At 35.5% G+C, this 18,479-nt stretch carries 8 protein-coding genes; 6 read left to right on the forward strand and 2 right to left on the reverse strand.

Annotated elements, in window-relative coordinates; translation table 11 throughout:
- Positions 1 to 13: 13 nt before the first annotated feature.
- Both L3049_RS12310 and L3049_RS12315 read right to left on the reverse strand, forming a co-directional pair.
- Entirely contained in the window at positions 14 to 1,420 is a 1,407-nt protein-coding gene (locus tag L3049_RS12310; RefSeq protein WP_275110119.1) for a NapC/NirT family cytochrome c, read from the reverse strand.
- On the reverse strand, positions 1,420 to 5,499 hold the full coding sequence (locus L3049_RS12315) for a hybrid sensor histidine kinase/response regulator transcription factor (RefSeq protein WP_275110120.1): 4,080 nt from the start codon (positions 5,497 to 5,499) through the stop codon (positions 1,420 to 1,422). Before L3049_RS12315 ends, L3049_RS12310 begins: the two co-directional genes overlap by 1 nt.
- Positions 5,500 to 5,792: 293 nt before the next feature.
- Here L3049_RS12315 and L3049_RS12320 point away from each other — a divergent pair, with 293 nt between their 5' ends.
- The 6 genes from L3049_RS12320 to lacZ all read left to right on the forward strand — a co-directional run bounded on the left by L3049_RS12320 (position 5,793) and on the right by lacZ (position 18,478).
- Positions 5,793 to 6,710, forward strand: a complete 918-nt coding sequence (locus L3049_RS12320; protein ID WP_275110121.1) for a discoidin domain-containing protein — start codon at positions 5,793 to 5,795, stop codon at positions 6,708 to 6,710.
- Between the two features lie 76 nt (positions 6,711 to 6,786).
- Entirely contained in the window at positions 6,787 to 9,783 is a 2,997-nt protein-coding gene (locus L3049_RS12325; protein WP_275110122.1) for a SusC/RagA family TonB-linked outer membrane protein, read from the forward strand.
- Between the two features lie 34 nt (positions 9,784 to 9,817).
- Positions 9,818 to 11,482: a RagB/SusD family nutrient uptake outer membrane protein gene (locus L3049_RS12330; protein WP_275110123.1), complete on the forward strand. Its 1,665-nt coding sequence runs from the start codon at positions 9,818 to 9,820 to the stop codon at positions 11,480 to 11,482.
- A 140-nt stretch (positions 11,483 to 11,622) separates the two neighbouring features.
- Entirely contained in the window at positions 11,623 to 13,467 is a 1,845-nt protein-coding gene (locus L3049_RS12335) for a DUF3472 domain-containing protein (protein WP_275110124.1), read from the forward strand.
- Between the two features lie 122 nt (positions 13,468 to 13,589).
- Entirely contained in the window at positions 13,590 to 15,152 is a 1,563-nt protein-coding gene (locus tag L3049_RS12340; RefSeq protein WP_275110125.1) for a discoidin domain-containing protein, read from the forward strand.
- A gap of 140 nt (positions 15,153 to 15,292) precedes the next feature.
- Entirely contained in the window at positions 15,293 to 18,478 is a 3,186-nt protein-coding gene (gene lacZ / locus L3049_RS12345) for a beta-galactosidase, LacZ type (RefSeq protein WP_275110126.1), read from the forward strand.
- Position 18,479 lies beyond the last annotated feature (1 nt).

Raw genomic sequence — 18,479 nt, forward strand, 5'->3', positions numbered from 1 at the left:
CTTAAATTGAATGTTATTTTATACTGCTATTCGTATCCATTTGCGACCATTCGCATACAATTCTGAAGCCAACGTCGTTGCAATCGGAATACCACCAAATGCTTTTTGGAATTTGAGGATCGCTTACCATCCAAACATCATGTTGGGTATGATCTTTATGGCTTAGAAGGAGTTCATTAATTGTACTTTTAAATGAGCCTCCTTTTAAGATGTATTCAAGTTTATTGTTGACTTTTATCGTATCCTGACAGAATTCACGCACGTTACCGAGCATGTTTACAATGCCAAATTTATTGGGTAAAACTTCTTCTGGGAGTCCTGTTTTTCCAATGCTATTTTTTTTCCAAATCACGTAATTATTGATTTTCTCACTTGGCTTTTTAAACAGATTTAAAATGAAGTTTTTGTCTTTATAATCAGATGCATTGCCGCCAAAGAAGAAGTCATCATTTTCATTTGTTCCGCTAGCGTATTCCCATTCTTTGGCTGTTGGTAAACGATAAATTTTTCCGATTTTTTGTGAAAGCCATTTGCAATAGGTATTTGCAGCATGCCACGTCATTGTAATTGCTGGCCTTTTTCCCATTCCCCAAGCTTGCGAAGGGTCACCAAATGGTGGCGTAGCTCCAGTTATTGCATCGATTCCCTGATTTTCATTCACTAGTCTTCCTTCTGATTCAGTTTCACGAAGAAAGGCTTTGTATTCGTCCCAAGTCACCTCAAGTTTACCAATAAAGAAAGCATTGATATTTTGTGCCTTATTATCAGGAATTGCAATCATGTCAAAGGAAACAGTAGTATTTGGAATTTGCTCATTAAAATTTGAGAATTCCTGAATACTGGTTGGTTCAGTAAATATTTGTTTGTTGGTTTCTGATTTAGAAAAGGAATAATTGGCTTTGTGTGTTTGTTCACCACCATGACCAACATTTAAATGACAGTTGATACAATCTAACTTGTCTTTATTGTGTTTGTAATACAAATGTGCTTTGTCTCCTTCTTTGGAAAGATGCAGTGGAAAAAGATTTGCATGGCAATTGATGCAGGATTCATTGAATACATGCTTTTTTGCATGCTCTAATAGCGATTTTTCATCCCAATTAATTTCATCAATATCCTTAAAGTAATAGGAATATAAATCTCTGGAACCAGCCTTTATTTTTTCAGGCCAATAATTACTTTGGTTTTTGGGCGGTAAGTGACAGTCTACACAATGAACTACAACACCACTTTTATTGTTGTGATGAGATGCCTGTAACCATGAATTTTCGGCATGTGTATGAACATGGCAGGACATGCAATATTTATCGGTAGATGTAGTCTGATCGATTCCGTTTAAGCCAGTTACAAATGCAATGGCAAAAAGAAAAGACAGAAGTATCAGAATAAGGAATTTATATTGATGAAAAAAATTACTCATTAAGATGCTTTAATGGTTTGTATTTTTTTTGTCTGGTCATGTTCTTGTTTGTATTGTTTTGGAGTTTTTCCGTATTCTTTTTTAAAACATCTCGAAAAATATTTAGGATCATTAAATCCGACATTAAAGGCAATTTCTGAAATAGTGAAATTGTGATTAATGAGCAGAGGAACAGCTTTTTGTAAACGAAATGTTCTTACAAAATCAACAAGCGTTTTATCCGTTAAGGACTGAAATTTTCTGTAGATATTCGAATAGCTCATGTGTAATGGTTCAGCTAATTCCTCTAAACGAAATTCTGGATCCTCAAAGTTGTTTTCGATTTCTAATAGAATGGCTTCAATAAATTTTTCATCAGGAGATTCTACCTCAATTTCCTTGTTACTTGTTAGAATCTCAGAACGGTATTGTTCTATAATTTGTTTTTTGGCTTCAAGAATATTATTGACCTTAAGGGTTAATTCTTTTACATTGAATGGCTTGTTAATGTATTCAATGGCTCCATATTTTAATCCATCAAGCTTTGATTGAGTCGTGTTTCGAGCGGTTAACAGGATGATTGGAATATGACGGGTTGTTTTAGTTTTCTTTAATTCTTTGCAAAGAGAAATACCGTCCATTATTGGCATCATAACATCACTAATAATAAGGTCAGGTGTTGTTTCTTGCAGAGCTGCCAGAGCTTCCTTACCATTTTCTGCTGTGAATACATTATAGAATGAACTAAATGTATCTTTCAGCAAAAGCAACATTTCGTAATTGTCTTCAACTATTAGGAGTTTAATTTTGCTGTTAGGATTAATGCTTGGTATGTATAGATCTTCTTTATTTGAATTGTTTGATGGCACAAGTTCATTTATGATTGGCCTGTTTATGATTTCATCAGCGTTAAGATGTTCACAGCCTAAAGGAAGTTTAAGACTAAATTTAGTTCCTGTGTTTACAGATGAAACAACATTTATCTCACCCTTGTGCAAAGTAATGAGCTCTTTGGTAAGGGCAAGCCCAATTCCAGTTCCTCCAACGGCCTTTCCTTCTTTCGATTGGTAAAACATATCAAATATGTGTTTCAGATTTTCTTCATTAATTCCTATTCCTGAATCAGATATGTTTAGAAAGAAATGCTCATAGTTACTTGAGATTTTAAATTGAATCTGACCTTCTCGTGGTGTGAATTTAAATGCATTGGCCAGTAGGTTATATATAACATGTTCAAGCTTATCTTTATCGTACCAAAGAATAATATCATCTTGTTCCGATTCAAAGGAAAAGTCGATATGTTTAAATCGAGCTTGTTCTGTAAAAGAAAGTGCTATTGTTTCACAATGCTTTGATATATTGTTTTTACTCGTTCGTAATTGCAATTTTCCCAGCTCTCTATTTCTCACGGTCATCAGTTCCAGAGCTATTCGAGATAAACGTTTTGCATTGTTATGAATAACGTTTAGTCTTTGTTTCAAAAGAAGGTTTCCTTCGGCTCTTTCTATCATACTTTCAATGGGAGCCATTATAAGAGTCAGGGGAGTTTGAATTTCGTGAGACATTTTTGCAAAGAAATTCATTTTCATGGCATATAATTCGCTGTTTTTCTCATTTTGCCATTCTTCTAACATGAGCTTCTTTTTAAGCTTAGCCCACATGATTGAATAGCGAATGATGAAAAAGAGAGCAATTATTATGGCAAAACCATAGAATAAATAGGCCCACCATCTTTGCCATAAAGGTGACAAAACAATTACTTGCATTGTTCTAGGTTCGATATCCCACAGATCTCTTTTACTGCTGGCTTTAACCTCAAATGTGTAATCTCCGTATGGGATATTGGTATAAGTTGCTATTCTATTTTGTTCTGTGGTAATCCAATTTTTATCAAATCCTTTTAGGCGGTATGCATAAATGTAATTGGGATCAAGATGATCGTTAATAACTGAAAATCGAAAGGAGAATGAGGTTTGTTTGTGATTTAGTTTTATAGATTTTAATTGTTCTATTCCTTCAGTTAATTGTTTGGGAATAATCTCATTGGCATCTCGATTTAGGATTTCTAAATGATTAATTCTTAATTGAAATTGTTTTTTTGTTGTCTTCATTAAATTTGGATGGAAGAAGTTAACTCCTTCAACACCACCAAAATAAAGTCTTCCTCTTTTATCCACACCGGAACTACCAGACAGGTATCTTTCTTTTAAGGCTCCATTTTTCCATGTATAAGAGTATACCTGTTTTGTATTCAGATCTAAGTGGGAAATACCGCCTGTTTTTGATACCCATATATTATTACTATCAGCTAAAGCAATTGCTATACATCCATGTAGATCTTCTATGCTGAACCCTTCAATCGGTTCGGCTTGTTTATTTTTTGTATTAAACTTTATCAGTTTGGAGTATGAGTTAAGTAGGTATAGATTGCCATTGAGATCAGTAGCTCCATGCATGACACTATTTTCCATTTGATCATTAGACTTTGATAATTTGTAAGTCGTGAAATTTGAGTTCTTTAATACTTTATTTTCATTGAATAAGCAAATGCCACCCTGATACATTCCTACCCACAATTGCTTGCTTTCATCCTCGATAAATACTTCTGCAATACTTCCACTTAGCCCCTTACTATTATTGGGGAAAAAAGCAATTTGCTTATTGGCTCCGGAAAAAACAAAGATGCCTAAGTTGGTACCAACCCAAATTCGATTTTTTATATCGATATATAGAGACCTGACATCAGTTGCAATTTGTCCTTCTTCATTTTTTATTTGTATCGATTTAAACTGATTGGTTTTGTTGCTATAATAACTTAGCCCATTGAGATATGTTCCTATCCATTTGTTTTTATTTTCATCTTCAACCATTGCCTGAATGTAATTTCCATTTAGGCCTCTACTTGATTTAGAATTGGCGATAAATTGTTTTACGGCTTTACCTTCTTTGTTAATAAGGCTTATACCTTCACCATCAGTACCTAGCCAAAGACTTCCATCTTTACAATTTAATATGGACAAAATACGTGTTGGTGTTCCTGATAAGCTTCCACTATAATAACCTATTGTAGACGATTCGTTAGGTAGAATATTGATATTTCCGTAATTTGTGAAGATCCAGATATCAGAATTCTTTGTTTCTCCAAATCCAATTACGGTATTACTTTGAAGAGAGAATTTATTCGTTTTAGAGTGTTCGTATATTTTTACTTTTTTTGTTTTGGGATTAATCTGACAAAGCCCACCACCATCAGTCCCAGCCCAAATAAGACCTTTGCTATCCCGAAAAATTCGGTAAATCATATTTGTAGGAATGAAATGTGAAGCTTCTGCATTTTTATGGAATTGTTCGAAAGTTCGACTTGTGCTATTATAGAAATAGAGACCGTCGAGTTCAGTACCGATCCATAAATTTCCGGCTAAGTCTGTAGTTAAAATAATTGTGTTTGATGATTGATTAAAAGGAACCTGAATTTCCTCTATCTTCATAGATAGAGTATTCCCTTTAAATACTCGTCCATGACCAGTGCTAAACCAAATGGAATTGTTTAAACCTTCCGAAATAGATGTTATCGTTTCGTTTTGAGAGTTGATATCAAATACTACATATGTCGAATCAGATAAGGATTTTCCTATCACAGTACCCAAATTGCTACCTAGCCAAAATCTTGATTTACCAATACTCGATGATTCAAAACTTTGATGTTCTTCTAAGTTGTTTAAATTCGAATGATGAGGCATAAATTTCCCGGATGGTAAAAGTCTGGATATACGACCTTTTTTCGAAGCACACCAAATTCGATTCTTATTGTCTTGTGCAATGCTTAGAATACTTGAAGGGCTTGCATTGTTTCCCATCACATTTGAAAAGGAATAGGCCTTATAATCATACCCGTCAAACCGAAGAATGCCTTTGTCAGAATTAAGCCATAAATAGCCTAAAGAATCCTCGATTACATTTCTTGCATTGGTTTGTTGTCTGTTCACCTCAGCACTTAGGTGAATAAAGTTTGTTGATTCGTCAGCAAAGGAAAAAAAATATGAGTTGCAGATAACTACAATCAATGTAAGTTTGATTAGGTAGGTGTGATTTTCTAGCATACTGACTTAATTTCTAAGTTTTGGGATAAAACAAAAATAGATATCTACTCTAATCCTACCAAGAATAAATCAAACAAATAGTGAGTTCGAAACCTGTGTATCTATCTATTTAATAGGCTTGTGAGAAAATGTCTACCTATTAGCCTAAAATGTCCACTTTTTTATAATTGTGATTTTCCAATTTTGAAACTCCCATTGTTGAATAAGTCGCCTAGCTTGAAATTTTGCGAGATAGATGTGGGAATAAAATTAACCTAACACCTAGTTTTTAATATAATACTAACTCTAACCTTATGAAGAATCAGAAAGTTAAAAAACGTAATTATCAGAAATTTATAAAAATGGATCTTTCGCGGATGGCATTTTTATTATTTGCGATGGTTGTCTTTTCTTTTACAACCAGTTGTGACGATGACGAATCAGTCAACTTACCAGTGACGACTACAGGCGAAGTTACTAACATCACAGGTCAGGATGCTGTTGTGAGCGGCAGCGTGACATCCAACGGCGGATCAAAAATCCTTGCTATGGGGGTTTGCTTTACGACTGGAGACGCTGAACCAACTGTAGCAGATAATTTTGCAGAAGTAGGTGAATTTACTCCGGATGGTATTTTAGAGGCGGACTGGAACTACTCAGCTACCCTAAAAGGATTATCTGTTAAAACGGCTTATAAAGCCAGAGCTTATGCATCGAATGCAGCAGGTACCGCTTATGGAGAAACCATTTCATTTATTTCGAAAGCAGGAAAAACTTACCATACACTAACAAATGAAATGATTGACACTTATACACAGGAAGGCTCAGAAGGACCTAAGCCAAATCTTGTTGATGGTGATTTGAACACGTATTGGCATTCGGCTTGGTCAAGTGGTGTAGAACCCCTTCCTCACCATATTCAAATTACATTTGCCGAAGCTAAAGATATTGGAGGTTTCGAATTCGCAACCAGAGACGCGTATGCAAGAGGCAATAACCCCGCTCAATTCGATGTGCAAACCAGTTCAGATGGCACCACTTACACAACCGTATGGACCTCAGACAGGCTAGATAATGTTTTATTAAATCCTGAATGGAATGCTGTGTCACTTGATAAGAATTACTCTTCTAAATATTTTAGAATTAGAGTAATTGATACAAAAACACCTGCTTCTAGCTCTACGTGTATGGCTGAGCTAAAAGTGTTTGAAGATGGTATGCTACCTTTTTAAAAGGGTGTTGATGTAGAATAATTAAAACAACATGTATACTAGTTTATTTATCTAATTAAGATTTAAGATAATAATTATGAGATATTTGCGACAAATCGATTTCTATCGAAATAATATAAAAAATAAAATAAGTACCAATACTTCCGGCATTCAAAAAATAATAAGTTTGTTCATTTTCATGCTGTTTTTTACGGCTATTGCAAGTGCACAAACAGTTGAGGTAAAAGGGAAAGTGATAGATAATGCCAATCAGGAATCATTACCAGGTGTTAGTATTATAATAAAAGGAACTACCCAGGGTGCTTCAACTGATATGAATGGAGATTATACTTTAAAAGTGGAACAGTCTGATGCTATTTTAGTTTTTTCATTTATTGGCTATGAGCCACAGGAAGTACCACTTAATGGCCAGACAACTATTAATGTTAGCCTGAAAAGTGCGACCAGTGATCTTGATGAGGTTATGGTTATTGCCTATGGAACGACAAAGAAATCAAATTTAACGGGTTCAGCCGTAGCGTTAGACAGTGATGACCTAAAAGATGTTTTTGTATCGAATGTAGCATCTATGCTTCAAGGTAAAGTTGCTGGTGTGAACGCATCATCACGTAGTGGAAGACCTGGTTCAAGTACAGAAATCACCATACGTGGTAAAGGGTCCTTGTCAGGTACAACATCACCTCTTTGGGTGGTTGATGGTATTATAATGGGTAATTCTGACCCTGGCTATAGTCCTGCTGATATTGAGAGTATGACCATACTAAAAGATGCTTCAGCGACAGCTTTGTATGGATCTCTGGCTGCTAATGGGGTAATTCTACTACAAACAAAAAGAGCCAAGAAAGGTGAGTCCAAAATTAACGTCAATGCGACTTACGGATATACCACATTTAACACCGGGAATTTCTCCGTAATGAATTCTCAGGAATTATATGATTATCAAAAAACATGGAACCCCAATGTTACCGAGGATGTATTAAATACAGATACAAACTGGATGGACATTGCGACTCAAACTGGGAAAGCACAAGAGTATAACGTTAATTATACTGGTGGAACCGAAAAAATGATGGCCTATTTGTCTGGTACTTATTATAATGAGACTGGTGCTTTAAAAGGATACGACTATGAACGTTATTCGGCTATTGCCAACTTTGACATAAATGCAACTGAACGCCTTAAGATTAAAGTCAATTTATCTGGCGATTATCGTACGACAAAAAACCAGCAGCATTCTACATATTCAATGTTTACTTATATGCCATGGGATGAAGCTTATTTGCCAGATGGTTCTGTTTTAGATCCAAGAGTTGATAGTGGTAAAGAATACTTACTCGCAAACAATAAAGTTTGGTATGGTAGAGACGAAAATAATTACCTATACGATTTGCAATACAATTACGGCACATCACGTAGCAATAATCTTCGTGCAAATATCGGTTTTGATTATAAAATTAACGAATGGTTGACATTTGCTTCGATGAATAATATCGCTCTTAATTTTGGGCATTCTGAATCGTATACTGACCCTCGTTCTGTGAGTGGACAAGCAGATAGAGGAACCTTATATGATAGTTATAGTTTTAGCCAAAGACGTTTTACCAATCAAATGCTTCGATTTAACAAGACTATTGGTCTTCATGCATTGAATGCGTTTGTTGCATGGGAGTATAGCGATTACCATTATGATGACGCCAAAGCCACAGGTAAAGGTGTTGCAGCAGGTCTTCGTGTACTTAATACCACTGCTGAAGCTCTTGAAGTGGGCGGATACAAAAGTGAAAGTGCCAAACAAAGTACGCTTGTGAATTTACAATATGCTTATGATGATCGTTACTTGGCTACTGCTTCGTTTAATAGGCAAGGTTCAAGTAGCTTTGGTCCAAACAGGCAATATGGTAATTTCTGGTCAGCCAGTTTAGGTTGGAATGCCCATAGCGAAGAATTTCTGCAAGGAGTAGAATGGTTAAACGTATTAAAATGGTCTGCCAGTATGGGACAGGTAGGTAATGCTCCCTCAGGATTTCAATATCTTGGATACTTTGCCTTTGTTGATCAATATAATGGAAATAGTGCTGCTACACCTTATCAAAAAGGAAACCCTGATATTAGTTGGGAAAAAGTAACCAGTTACAACACAGCAATCAATACCAGATTATTCGACCGTGTCAGTATAAACTTAGACTTATATTATAAGAATAGTGATAACCTGTTAACCTATGTTCCACTTCCTGCATTGACAGGTTATAGTGGCATATGGATGAATGTCGGACGTGTTACTAACAAAGGATATGAATTAACTGTTTCACCTGAGATCATTAAAACTTCCAGATTTAAGTGGGATATGACTTTGAATTTGGCATACAACAAAAACAGGGTTGAAGAAATATACGAAGATAAAGCCTATACAAAAGGTAATACTAGAATTGAAAAAGGACACGATATGGATGCACAATACCAACGTATCTGGTATGGTGCAAATCCTGCAAACGGTGAGCCTCTTTGGGAAAAAGTTACGGAAAACGAGGATGGCACTGAAACAATTAGTTTAACTTCAGATTACGCTGATGCTACCTTGCAGTATACTGGAACCAAAGGTACGCCAACATATACAGGCGGTATCCTCAATAAATTTACTTTTGATAATTTCACCTTATCTGCTAACATTAGTTTTGTTCAAGGTATTCATAGATATAACAGCAATAGAGAATTATTTGATAGCGATGGCTCTTATGCTTCTTTTAATAGTATGAATTTGCATGACGACTGGAATCGTTGGGAAAAACCAGGAGATGTTGCGACTCACCCAAAATCATTTAACGGAGGAGTTAATGCAAATAAAAACTCATCACGATATTTAGAAGATGCAAGTTATATCCGATTACGTAATGTAACTTTGGCATACAACCTTCCTAAAAATGTATCAAACTTGCTTAAGATATCAAGTGCTTCAGTTTACGTCAGTGCAGACAATCTAATTACATTAACTGATTGGTCAGGTATGGACCCTGAAATTGGTGCTTTATATCCTATGGCAAAAAAAATTATGGCAGGCGTAAAAATAGCCTTTTAATAAGTAAAGATTATTAATGATTAAAAAGATGAAAATGAAAAATATATATTCTTTTATTGCGATTCTGATAGCAATTTCTTTTAGTGCTTGTGATATCACCAGAGAGCCATTTCAGGATTTATCAGATGATAAAGTATTTGCAGACGAATTAGGTATCGAAGCAGCAGCTTTAGGTACTTATGCATTATTGAAAAAGAATGAATTTATGCGCCCTTACCATTTTCATGGTGAATTTGGTGGTGATAATATAGCATTAAGTGGAACAACAACTGATCATTTATTCTATATGTACAATTATCAACATACCCCAACAAATGGTCATTTGAATAGTTTATGGTCTGGTTGTTATAAGGGGATTGTGAATGCAAATAAAGTTATTGCCAAGGCAGAATCAGGAACGCCTCGTTTGAATCACGTTATTGGTGAGATGTATTACCTCCGTGCTTTCTTTTATTTCAATTTGGTAAATATTTGGGGACGACCATATACTCAAGATCCAAGTTCTAACCTGGGTGTTCCACTTATATTGGATGCTGAACCAGATGCAGATAATTTACCTCCCCGTGCTACTGTTAAGGAGGTTTATGATTTAATTTTAAGTGACTTGTTGAAGGCTGCAGAGTTTATGAGTGAATTTAAAAGAATTGAATCAGAATATAATATATATGCATCTGAACAGGCTGCCAATGCCTTATTGTCCAGAGTTTATTTATATATGGAGGATAATGCAAAGGCAGAAGAGTATGCTACCAAAGTAATTGAATCAAACAACTTTGCATTATTGGAAGGTTCTGATTATGAAACCTTCCCAACCATGGTACCTGAGAAGAATTCTGAAATTATTTTTGCATGTAGAGCACTAAAAGATGAAGATGATTACAATTGGTATGCCTTTGGTGGTATGTATGCTACAATTGATGGTGTAGGTTGGGGAGAAATGTATGCTTCTGAGCCATTAAGGAATTTACTTGATCAAAATCCTACGGACAGAAGACATAAATTCATTGATCCTCAATATGAGGCTGGTAACGATTATGAAATCACATACTCTTATGACAAATCATCTCCGGTGGGTTCAAAGATGTTCCAAATGTATGCGGTTACCAATAATGGTGGCACTTGGGAATATGACTACAATGGTACAAAAACAGTTTCAACAGAAAATGTTGATGGTAATACGAAATATTTCATTACTGAAGGTGAGAATATCAGTGGTAAAACCTATGTGAAATTGACAAAGAAGATGCCAGTAAGACAAGGGTATCCAAAATATTTCGTAATAAAATGTTCGAATCAGGAAGGACAACCTCAATTGTTCTCACCAGTGATCTCACGCTTGGCAGAAATGTATCTAAACCGTGCAGAAGCTCGTGCTAAAATAGGTACTAACACATCAGGGGCATTAGAAGATATGAACCTAATAAGAAAACGTGCAGATATTGATCCTTATTCAGCAGTTCCTGCTGGTAGAACTTTATTGGAAATTATACTCGAGGAACGACGTATAGAACTTGCTTTCGAGGCGCATCGCCGTTACGATATTTTCAGAAATGGTCTCACATTAGATCGTAGATATCCAGGAACACATGATAGAGGGGCTAATCCTTTATTAACTGTTCCGGCAACAAGCCCTCGTGTTGTTGACTATATTCCGGAAGCTCAAATTCTAGCACAGCCTAATTTAGTACAAAATCCATAGTTAGAATGTGGTTAATTATTTCGATCCTTAGATCGAAAACTAATTTGTTTACGTCGTAAACACTTTTTGATACCTCAGGGCTTGCCCTGAGGTTATTCATATCAGTTTTTGGATACTAAAATAAATTAAACATAGAAATAATGAGAGCTTTAAGTAAAATTGGAAAAATAACAAGTGTTGTTTTTTTTCTCTTGGCGTTGATAATAGCTCCATCTTGTTCATCTGATGAAGCCGATTTAGTTGATGAAAAAGATGAGGTAGATGATCCAGTTATTCCTGTAACAGATCCACTTACTGCTTTGGTTGTATCAGTTCCATGTGAAGGAAACAGTTGGGTTGTTTCCAATCCAACGGCTACAGAAAAATTAGTTGTAGTAGGCGGAATTAAAAACTGGACCAATTCAGATGATAAAATACGCACCTTTTTTTATGCAAAAGAAACGGGAGCAATTGAAGTAGGTATTCTTGCAAGATTTGTTGGTGCTACTACGCTAAAAATAACACTTGGTAGTGAAACAAAACAGGTTGATTTTGAGGCATCAGATAGTAAGGAAAAACACTATGCAGGATCTTTTACGATTGATAAAATAGGTTATCAGTTTGTAGAGTTAGAGGGAATAAGCAAGGAAGGTAATTCTTTTGGGGATGTTTCGGATATTTTATTAGGAACTTCATCATGGGATACTGATATAAGTTTCGTGGATAAAGAATGGTTCTATTGGGGACGAAGAGGGCCTTCTGTGCATTTAAATTTCGAAGAACCTGCCAATAAAAATATAACATGGTTTTATAACGAATTAACGGTACCCGTAGGAAAAGATCCAATAGGATCCTATTATATGGCAAATGGATTTTCATCTGGTTATTTTGGAATGCAAGTTAATTCGGAAACAGAAAGACGTATTCTATTCTCGGTTTGGAGCGCATACGATACACAAGACCCAAATCAAATTCCAGATGAGTACACGGTTGAGCCTCTTGGTTATGGCAGTGGTGTGACTGTTGGAGAATTTGGAGGTGAAGGATCAGGAGCTCAAAGTTATTGGGTTTATGATTGGAAGCCAGGAACGACCTATAAATTTTTACTTAAGGGAGAATCTAAAGCAGATAATTCTATCGATTATACTGCTTATTTCTATGCACCAGAGGTTGGAGATTGGAAATTGATTGCCAGTTTTAGAAGACCATTCCCGACGGGACAACATCTAAGTAGATTGCATTCTTTCTTAGAGAATTTTAATACCTCAATGGGGGATGAAGTCAGACAGGTAAATTATACGAACCAATGGATTTATGATACTCAGGGAAGTTGGACAGAGATGACCAAAGCAACTTTTACAACAGATGCCACAGGAAATGATGGCGCACGATTGGATTATGATGGTGGAAAAGAAGGGGACCATTTTTATCTTAGAAATTGTGGGTTTTTCAGCGATAATGAGACTCCCAATACTTCATTTTCAAGAACAGCTAAAGGGATAACTCCTGATGTTGATTTTTCAAAATTGGAAGTCCCTTCAATCAACAGTTCAACACAAACTTTGATGGATAGGACAAGTTGGTCGATTGTTGATTATAGTAGTCAGGAAGATCAAGGTGGCGAGGGAGATACAGGTCGTGCTATAGATGTGCTTGATGGTGACAAGGATACTTATTGGCACTCATGCTGGTCTGGTTCCTGCACGGCAACGGCTCCGCATAATATCACCATTGATATGGGACAAGTGAATACTGTTGATGGTTTTAGTTTTACACAAAGACAGAATCTATCCAGAACAGTTAAGAAAATAGAAATTCAAGTGAGTGATGATAATACAAGTTGGGAGAGTTTGGGAGATTATGTTCTTGAAAAAATAACCAAACATCAATATATTCATTTGAGTGGAACAAAAGCATTTCGCTATTTCAAGTTTATAGCAAAAGAGTCTCATGATGGAACAAATAATGCAGCCATGGCGGAAATAGCAACCTATATTTTAGAATAAAAAAATAGTATTAGTAAAAGGCCGTCCAAATTTCAATGCAAGACGGCCTTTTTTTGCGTTCTATTTACTTCCTGTTTTATGGACGCAGTAATTAAGCAATTATTGACTATTAAAAAGAAAAAATGAAATCATTCTATCTTATAATTTCTGTTTATTGTTTTCTCCTTTTACTTGTTCTTTTTACTGGATGTTCAAAAGATGATACTCCTGAGATTGAAGACCCTAAACCGGAAGAAGAAGAAAGCTTCAAATACACTTCAGAAAAGGAATATAATTTAAACGTTGTGTATTTTATACCTACAGATGTAGAAGAACGAAAAGAGTCACATCGAAGGCTAAGTGAGATTCTGTTGCATGGTCAGGAGTTCTATAAAAATAATATGCAGGGGTATGGTTTTGGAAATAAAACGTTCAACATGCTAGTTGATCAGTCTAAAGATCGTGTGAAAATAATTTATTTGAATGGAAAGTATCCTACTTTAAATTACCCATATGAAGGTGGTGGAGCAAAGGTTATTGAAGAAGTTGATGCATATTTTGCAGCTAATGCCGGTGAAAAAAATAGTGAACATACCCTTATTCTTACCCCAGTCGTAGATCATGATAATCCAGATGTGCCTTTTTATGGTTGGGGACGTTATTGTTTCGCATTAGATTATACAGAGATGGATGTTAAGTATTTTGGAAAGAATAGCAAAAGAGGGAATGATGCGACCAAGTATATTGGTGGTTTATTGCATGAGTTAGGACACGGACTAAACCTTCCTCATAATAAAGAAAAACTATCGGAAACGGTTATAAAATCAAAGGGAACAGCATTGATGGGAAGTGGTAATTATACCTATGGGAAGACACCTACGTTTTTGACTGAAGCGAGTTGCGCAATTCTTAATAATTGCCAGGTTATTAGTGATTATGAGGATGTGTTTTATACGTCAGTTTCTCTTCAGATTAATAATATATCAGCATCTTATAATAATGGTCAGCTTAATATATCAGGTGCCTTTACTACGGATGAATCTGTAAATTATGTATGTTTCTACAATGATCCTGCAACCGATAATGCTGATTACGATGCGGTAAGCTGGGCTTCACCTGTAATTGGAGGTAATACATTTAATATTTCAATGCCAATTGATGAATTGCATCAAAAAGAGAATACGCCTTATGTATTAAGATTGCGTTTTTGCCACGCTAATGGCGAGATTTCTAAGTTTTCATATTCATATCGTTTAAAAAATGGAGAACCAGTAATTGAGTTTGGTGATAAAGAAAATTATGACCGAGCTAATTGGCAGGTCATCGACTTTAGTTCTGAGGAAAACAATGAAGTTGCGAGCAACGTTTTGGATGGAGATGCAAATACTTTTTGGCATTCCAGATGGTCTCAAAATGCCACCACCTTTCCGCATTATTTAGTTATTGATATGAATAAAGTATTGGATGTGAAAGGCTTTTCTTTTCTACAAAGAGATGGTATGCGTAAGGTTAAGGATATTGAGATATTGGTGAGTACAGATAATACACAATGGGAAAGTTTAGGTGATTTTCAATTGAAGGATGTCAATACCCTTCATCATATAAACCTGGTGGAGAAGAAAAGTTTTCGTTATTTTAAGTTTATTGCAAATTCAGCTTTTGATGGCCAGCAATATGCGGCTATGGCTGAGATTAAGTGTTTTTAATTATTCGAGAGGTTTAAGGAGATAGTGTAAATGTGTTAAGTATTCAGTTCATATGTAATAGCTTGTATGATTTCTCCTTTTGATTATTTTTATATTAATTCAACTTTTGTTTGCTTCTGAAACATTGAAAATCAATGAAAATGAAAAATAAATATATCAGTACCTTTTTTCTTGTAAGTCTTTTATTTGGTTTTGTTGCGCAAGCACAGGATTCAAATTTAGAAGTGTTGGATTGGGAAAACCCTAAAATGTTCAATCAAAATAAGGAAGCGGCACATGCAACCTTAATGCCATATAAAACAGTAGATGCAGCACTTTCGAAAAAAAGGAATGAGTCAGTTTTTTATAGAAGTTTAAATGGCCTTTGGAAGTTTAATTGGGTGAGAAAGCCCGCCGATCGTCCTGTTGATTTTTACAAACCAGAATTTGATGTAAAAGCATGGGATGAAATACTTGTTCCCTCAAATTGGGAAGTAGAAGGATATGGAGTGCCAATTTATACAAATCATCAGTATGAGTTTGCTCATTATAAAGCACCTGTTTCGGATGAAATTGAGTTTGTAGATGAGATTTACCCTAAGAACCCTGGGCAAGTTCCTCATGATTACAATCCTGTAGGATCCTATAGACGTGACTTTACAATTCCAGAGAATTGGGATGGGCGACAAGTTTTTATTCAATTTGGAGCTGTTAAATCTGCAATGTACCTCTGGATTAATGGACAAAAAGTGGGCTATAGTCAAGGAAGTAAAACTTTGGCAGAATGGGATATTACAAAATACCTGCAGAAGGGTAGCAATACGCTTGCAGTTGAAGTGTACAGATGGAGTGATGGATCTTATTTAGAGTGTCAGGACTTTTGGAGAATTAGTGGTATTGAGCGGGATGTGTTTTTGTATTCTACGCCTAAAGTACGAGTTGAGGATTTTTTCGTGAAAGCAGATCTGGATAGTGATTATAAAAATGGTTTGCTGACTCTGGATGTTGATTTAAAGAATCATGTTAATGGATTAAAATCAGGAAATTATCAGGTAGAATATCGCTTGTTTGATGAAAATAGAAAAATGATTGCTTCTGAAGTTAAAGAGGCTAAAATCAATAAGAAATCACTATTGAATCTATCTTTTTCTAAAGAGATTCAAAATCCTAAAAAGTGGACAGCAGAAACACCAAATCTGTATTCAATGGTAATTTTATTAAAAGATAAAAAAGGCCTCGAAAAAGAGATTGTTTCAACTAAAGTAGGATTCCGTAAAATAGAAATTAAGGATGCTGTTTTTTATATCAATGGAGTTGCCGTTTTAATTAAAGGTGTTAATCGTCATGAACATGATCAATTTAAAGGACATGTGGTGAGTGAAGAGGCCATGATTAAGGAAATTAGCCTGATGAAGCAATTCAATATTAATGCTGTAAGAACTTCTCATTACCCTAACGATGAACGATTTTATGAGTTGTGCAATGAATATGGTTTATACGTTACAAATGAGGCTAATATCGAATCTCATGGGATGTATTATGGAGAGCATTCTTTAGCAAAAAATCTTGTTTGGAAAGAGGCACATTTAGATCGTAATATTCGTATGGTAGAGCGTGATAAGAATCATCCATGTGTAATTGTTTGGTCTATGGGAAATGAAGCAGGTGATGGAGAGAATTTTTCAGCTGTTTATAAATGGATTAAACACAGAGATCCATCTCGTCCGATTCATTATGAGCGTGCAATTATGGGTGAAAACACCGATGTTTATTGTCCTCAGTATCCTGGAGCTAAATATTTAAAGAAGTATGCTTCTAAAAAGCAAAGTTTACCAATGATTATTAGTGAGTATTCTCACGCAATGGGCAATAGTACTGGTAATTTGGTTGATTTATGGAATGTAATTTATGATGAAAAGAACACCCAGCTCCAAGGGGGTTATATCTGGGATTGGATTGATCAAGTTTTGGTGAAAAAGGATGAAAATGGTAATTCTTTCTGGGCATACGGTGGTGATTATGGACCCAAAGGAACTCCATCCGATGATAATTTTCTTGTAAATGGAATTATTTCTGCAGATTATACGCCACAACCAGCCATGTGGGAAGTGAAATACGCTTATCAGTACGTTCGAATTTTAACCGAAGATCTTGATGATAGAACATTTAAAGTGACTAATTTTCATGACTTTATCGATTTGAGTAAGTATGAAATCAGGTGGGTTTTATCTGCGAATGGAGTGAAGGTAAAAGATGGGAAACTTGAAGATTTTAATTTAGCTCCGCACAATAGTAAAACAATAACGCTTCCAGTTAAAACTTTTAAAGCAGAAGCAGGAGTGGAGTATTTTATCGATTTTTCCGTTGTGTTAAAGGAAGAAAAACCCTTTAGGAAAAAAGGATTTGAGGTCGCACATGAGCAATTCCAGTTAATGGAATCAAAGGTGGAGAAAACAGATGAGCTTTTAAGCACCGCATTGGAATTTTCTGAGAATGAAGAAGAAATTGAAGTGCTGGGTGAAAATTTCAAGATCAATTTCGATAAATCCAATGGTGAAATTTTGTCCTACCGGATCAATGGTATGGAATTGTTTCAGAAAGGGTTTAGCGTAAATTTCTGGCGTCCTTGTAATGATAACGATAAGGGGAGCAACATGATTAAACGCTTGGGTGTTTGGAGAGATGTTTCTCAATCATTAAAATTGGATGACTTTAAAATTTCTCAAACTAGAGAGAATCAGATTGAGTTAATTGCTACTTATGATTTAGCTGCTGTTAAATCAATACAAACAGTTAAGTATACCATTGATGGAGATGGTACAATTCAACTTGTAAGTTCCTTTGTGAAAGGCGGGCAAGATTTACCAGATATGCCACGCTTTGGAATGAGATGTGAACTGCCTGTAAACTTCGAAAACCTAGAATATTTTGGACGAGGTCCTCACGAAAATTATTGTGATCGCAACAATGGGACATTTGTAGGGAAATACGATAGTAAGGTGAAAGATCAGTATTTCAATTACGTTCGACCACAAGAGAATGGATACAAAACTGATGTGAGATGGTTTGAACTAAGGAATGAAAATGGTTTTGGTATTCGTATAACAGGCCAGTCAAAACTTGGATTCTCAGCTCTTCACAATCCAATTGAAGATTTTGATCAGGTAACACATACTGATTTTAGACATACCAATGATATTGTGAAAAAGAATGGGATTTTTGTGACTCTGGATCTTAAACAAATGGGGGTCGCAGGAGATAATTCATGGGGAGCAACACCTTATAAAGAATATTCTGTACCTGCAGCAAATTATCAATTTGGTTTTACCATAAAACCGGTATTCTAAA

Source organism: Labilibaculum sp. DW002, assembly GCF_029029525.1.
Taxonomy (GTDB): Bacteria; Bacteroidota; Bacteroidia; order Bacteroidales; family Marinifilaceae; genus Paralabilibaculum; species Paralabilibaculum antarcticum.